The organism is Streptomyces sp. AcH 505, from assembly GCF_000818175.1.
GTDB lineage: Bacteria > Actinomycetota > Actinomycetes > Streptomycetales > Streptomycetaceae > Streptomyces.
Map to the genome: position 1 here is coordinate 2,955,876 of NZ_JTIY01000001.1, position 4,303 is coordinate 2,960,178.

Consider the following 4,303-nt stretch of genomic DNA (forward strand, 5'->3'; position numbering starts at 1 on the left):
CGGCCCGCAGCCGCTGCCGCAGCCCCTGCCCGCCGAGGTGCCCGCGCCGGGCAGCGCCGACGCGACGCAGTACCTGCCGCCGGTGCCCGGCGGCGACCAGGACGCGACGCAGTACATCGCCCACATGCCGCCGCAGATGTCCCAGCAGCACATGCCGGCCCACATGCCGCAGCAGCACGGCTCGGGGCCCGACGAGCAGGCCACGCAGTTCATCGCGCCCGTCCCCGCCCAGGACCCCCCGACGCCGCCGCCCGGCGACGCGTACGGAATCCGGCAGGGGGAGCCGGAGGACCGGACGCCGCCCGCCGAGTTCGACAGCCTCTTCCGCACCGAGGGCCCGGCGGGGCAGAACGGGCAGGAGAGCCCGGACTCGACCCAGCAGCTCCCGCAGTTCGACCAGTACAACGCGGGCCCGCCGCGCCCGCCGCGGGCGTACGAGCCCCAGCCGGCCGGCTACGAACCGCAGCCGCCGCAGGGCAGGGGCGCGGGGCGCCGCAAGTCGTCCAAGGGCCCGCTGATCGCCGCCGTCGTCGTCGGCTGCGCCATCATCGGGCTCGGCGCCGGCGCGCTGATGAGCGGTGGCGACGACAAGAAGCAGGACGACAGCGACAACGTCGCTTCGGCCAGTTCACCCGCCACGGCGCCGTCCTCGCAGACGGCGGACGACCCGGCGAAGCCGCAGGCCGAATCCCTCGACAAGCTCCTCGCGACCAGCAACAACAGCCGCGCGGCGGTCATCAGGGCGGTCGGCAACATCGGGTCCTGCGACAACCTGGACCAGGCGTCCGACGACCTGCGTGACGCGGCGGGCCAGCGCAGGGCGCTCGTCGACCAGCTCAAGGGCCTGTCGATCGACCAGCTCCCGAACCACGAGGAGCTGGCGTCCTCCCTCACCGACGGCTGGCAGGCCTCGGCCGCGGCCGACGACCACTACGCGGACTGGGCCGACCAGTCCAAGCGCGGCAAGAACTGCAAGGGCGGCCACCCGCGCAGGACGCAGGCCGCCGCCCAGGCCAACCGGTCGAGCGGTGACGCCACGAAGGCCAAGAACCAGGCGTCGAAGCTGTGGAACTCGATCGCGACGAAGTACGGGCTCACGAAGCGGGCCTCGACGGAGCTGTGAGGCCCGCTCGCCTCAGGAGCTGACGTCGGTGCCGGCGAGGATCTTGCCGACGTCCACGAAGCCCTTCTGCTGAGCCACCAGCCGCCCCTGGCGCACCACCTGGAACGTCACGTCACTGTTGACGATCCTGGGGAAGCCGGGGGCGCCGAGCATGTCCTCGTACCGCCAGCGCAGCGGCGGGGTGAGGCCGCCCGTGTCGACCGTCACACCGCGGCTCAGCGCGTTCATGATCTTCCGCGCCGTGACGGTGTCGTCGTCGATCGACTCGATGACCTTCTTGAGCGCCGTGTACGCGATCCAGGTCGTCTGCACCCCGGTGCTGTCCGGGTCGATCGAGTTGTCCCCGAACGCTTCCTTGTCGATCACGTCCCGCATGGGCCGCCACGCGGCGGAACTCGACTCCGGGTACCAGCCGGTGACCAGCGCGCCTTCCAGCGGGCCCTTCTTGCCGCCGGTGCTGTCGACGAGCGGCTGGTCGACCGAGCCGATCACCGACGACAGCTTGATGTCCCTGCCGTCGTAGGGGAGCCGCCGGTAGGAGTCGAAGAACGTCTCCGTACGGTCGCCGAGCTGCGTCGTGACACAGCCGCCGTCCTCGGCGTCGTCCCGGGCCTTCTCGGCCTGCTTGGTGTAGTCGGTCGCGTCCTCGGGGGCCCGGATGTCGAAGGTCGCGGGCCGGCGGCCCTGGGCCAGGCCCGCGTCGAGGAGGCTCGGCAGGTCGAGCCCCGCGATGGTGTCGGGCCGTACCAGCGCCGTCTTCTCGCAGCCGGCCGACAGCTGCCTGCCGTTGCCCGCCAGGAGCGTCGCCTGGCCGCCGTTGACCGGGTACGAGACGAAGCTGCTGAACTCCTCGTCGGTGAGGCCGTAACCGCCCAGGTACGGGATGGAGGCGCCCTCCAGCGGCGCCAGGAACTGCTGGCCGAACTGGCTGTACGAACCGACGACCGCCGCCACGTCCTTGTCCACGGCCTCCCGCGCGCAGGCGGCGGCACCCGAGGCGGTGTTGCGTTCGTTGCACGTCACGATGCGCAGCTGATGGCCGTCGACACCGCCCGCGTTGTTGACCCAGCGGGCGAACGCCTTCGCCATCGCCGGCATGCCCGGCTGGTTCGTCGCGTTCGTACCCACCGGCGCCCAGGTCATGACGGTGACGGGCTGCCGGGAGTTGTCCGAGGTGCCGGGGAGCGTGCCGCATCCGGCGAGGAGCGGGACACCGGCCAGCGCCGCGCACAGGGCGCGGATCTTGGTGGTACGGAAGGGGTGAGGCAAGGTGGGGCGTCGCCGACCAGTCATGGACAGGCAGGCTTCCGGCTCACGGGTAACGCTGGTGTGTAGGAGGATCAACACCGGGTGACGGCGCGGTGAATTGCGGGGGGACGAACCGTCGCATCCGTACGGACCGTACGATCAACGACCGTGCAGCAAGCTTCCGATAACTCTTCCCGTCGTGCCCGTCGCTCATCCACCATGGTCGGCATGCCGCCTACTGACATGCCGTGGTGGCGCTGGCGCAGCAACGTGCGCTCGGCGCTGCACATGCTTTCCGATCCCGCTTTCCATCAGGACTACTGGCTGGCCGGCCGCGAGGGGTACGGCGACGTCACCGACGCCGTGTACCGGCTCGTCGAGGACACCTGGCTGGACAACTGGTCCGCCGAGAAATACGTCGGCACGATATTCCGCGACTCGGGCGAGGCCGCGCTCGTGGACGTGGCCGTGCTGCGGGTGCTGCGCATCATGCACCAGGTCGGGGCCGACGCGCCCGTGTCGGCCTATCTGGAGCATCACGGCTGGCCGGAGGCCGTACGGGCCGCCCGTGAGGCGCACGTACGGCTGGCGGCGAACGACGCCGAGGACCCGGACACGGTGCCCCAGTCGCTCGACGTGCTGCGGATCATGACGCGTACGGCCTGACCCGGCGGTGGCGGGTGTGGGATCCTCTGGGGTCATGAGCTCCGTCCCGCAGCCACCGGCCGTCGCCGGGCCGGCACCTGCCCCGTCCGAGCAGTCCGAGCAGTACGTGCTGACGCTGTCGTGCCCCGACCGGCAGGGCATCGTGCACGCCGTGTCGAGCTATCTCTTCATGACCGGCTGCAACATCGAGGACAGCCAGCAGTTCGGCGACCACGACACGGGGCTGTTCTTCATGCGGGTGCACTTCTCCGCGGGGACGCCGGTCACCGTGGAGAAACTGCGCGCCAGCTTCGCCGCCGTGGGCGACTCGTTCCGGATGGAGTGGGCGATCCACCGCGCCGAGGAGCGGATGCGGGTCGTGCTGATGGTGTCCAAGTTCGGCCACTGCCTGAACGACCTGCTGTTCCGGGCGAGCATCGGCGCCCTGCCGGTGGAGATCGCCGCCGTCGTGTCCAACCACACCGACTTCGCCGAACTCGCCGCGTCCTACAACATCCCGTTCCGGCACATTCCGGTCACCAAGGACAGCAAGGCGCTCGCCGAGGCCGAGCTGCTCCAGCTGGTCAGGGACGAGGGCGTGGAACTCGTCGTGCTCGCCCGCTACATGCAGGTGATCTCGGACGACCTGTGCAAGCAGCTGTCCGGCCGGCTCATCAACATCCACCACTCCTTCCTGCCGAGCTTCAAGGGCGCGAAGCCCTACCACCAGGCGCACGCCCGCGGGGTGAAGGTCATCGGCGCGACGGCGCACTATGTGACGGCGGAGCTGGACGAGGGCCCGATCATCGAGCAGGAGGTCGAGCGCGTCGGCCACCAGGTCACCCCTGAGCAGCTGGTGGCGATCGGCCGCGACGTCGAATGCCAGGCGCTGGCCCGCGCCGTCAAGTGGCACGCGGAGCACCGCATTCTGCTCAACGGGCACCGGACGGTCGTCTTCACCTGACGGTCGCCTCGTTGGCTGGTCCGGGGCTCAGAGCCGGCTCATCGCCGCCGCGGCGAACAGGACGTCCCTGATCGCCTCGCGGTCGCCGTCCTGGCCCGCCGCCGCTTCCTCCGGCGCGACATGCCCCGCCACCAGCTGGCAGAACTCGATGCCGTCCAGCGCGACCTGGGCCACCGCGCGGTCGGGGGAGCCGATCGCGCCCGGCGAGTCCAGCGGGATGTACCAGTCACCGCCGCCCGCCCCCTCGACCTCCAGATGCAGCGACCGCCCCTCGGCCCCCGCAGCGACCAGATGCCGGGCGGGCGCCGCGAGCCCGCCGCGGC

General features: G+C 71.1%; 4 protein-coding genes and 1 pseudogene. 3 read left to right on the forward strand and 2 right to left on the reverse strand.

The genetic code is table 11. From position 1 onward, the window contains the following. A partial coding sequence (locus HY68_RS13565) for a hypothetical protein (protein WP_198533264.1) occupies window positions 1-1,123 on the forward strand: 1,123 nt, incomplete at its 5' end. A 12-nt stretch (window positions 1,124-1,135) separates the two neighbouring features. On the opposite strand, the gene HY68_RS13570 is transcribed toward HY68_RS13565, so the two are convergent. Then, window positions 1,136-2,416 carry an ABC transporter substrate-binding protein gene (locus HY68_RS13570; RefSeq protein WP_041988524.1) on the reverse strand — a complete coding sequence of 427 codons (1,281 nt, stop codon included), beginning with the start codon at window positions 2,414-2,416 and terminating at the stop codon, window positions 1,136-1,138. A 174-nt stretch (window positions 2,417-2,590) separates the two neighbouring features. On the opposite strand from HY68_RS13570, the gene HY68_RS13575 reads away from it, so the two are divergent. Both HY68_RS13575 and purU read left to right on the forward strand, forming a co-directional pair. Then, window positions 2,591-3,037: a hypothetical protein gene (locus tag HY68_RS13575; RefSeq protein WP_041988526.1), complete on the forward strand. Its 447-nt coding sequence runs from the start codon at window positions 2,591-2,593 to the stop codon at window positions 3,035-3,037. Between the two features lie 34 nt (window positions 3,038-3,071). Beyond that, window positions 3,072-3,980: a formyltetrahydrofolate deformylase gene (gene purU, locus HY68_RS13580; protein WP_041988529.1), complete on the forward strand. Its 909-nt coding sequence runs from the start codon at window positions 3,072-3,074 to the stop codon at window positions 3,978-3,980. A 27-nt stretch (window positions 3,981-4,007) separates the two neighbouring features. On the opposite strand, the pseudogene HY68_RS45065 reads toward purU, so the two are convergent. Next, window positions 4,008-4,303 (reverse strand): annotated as a pseudogene (locus HY68_RS45065) (MDMPI N domain containing protein); the annotation flags it as partial.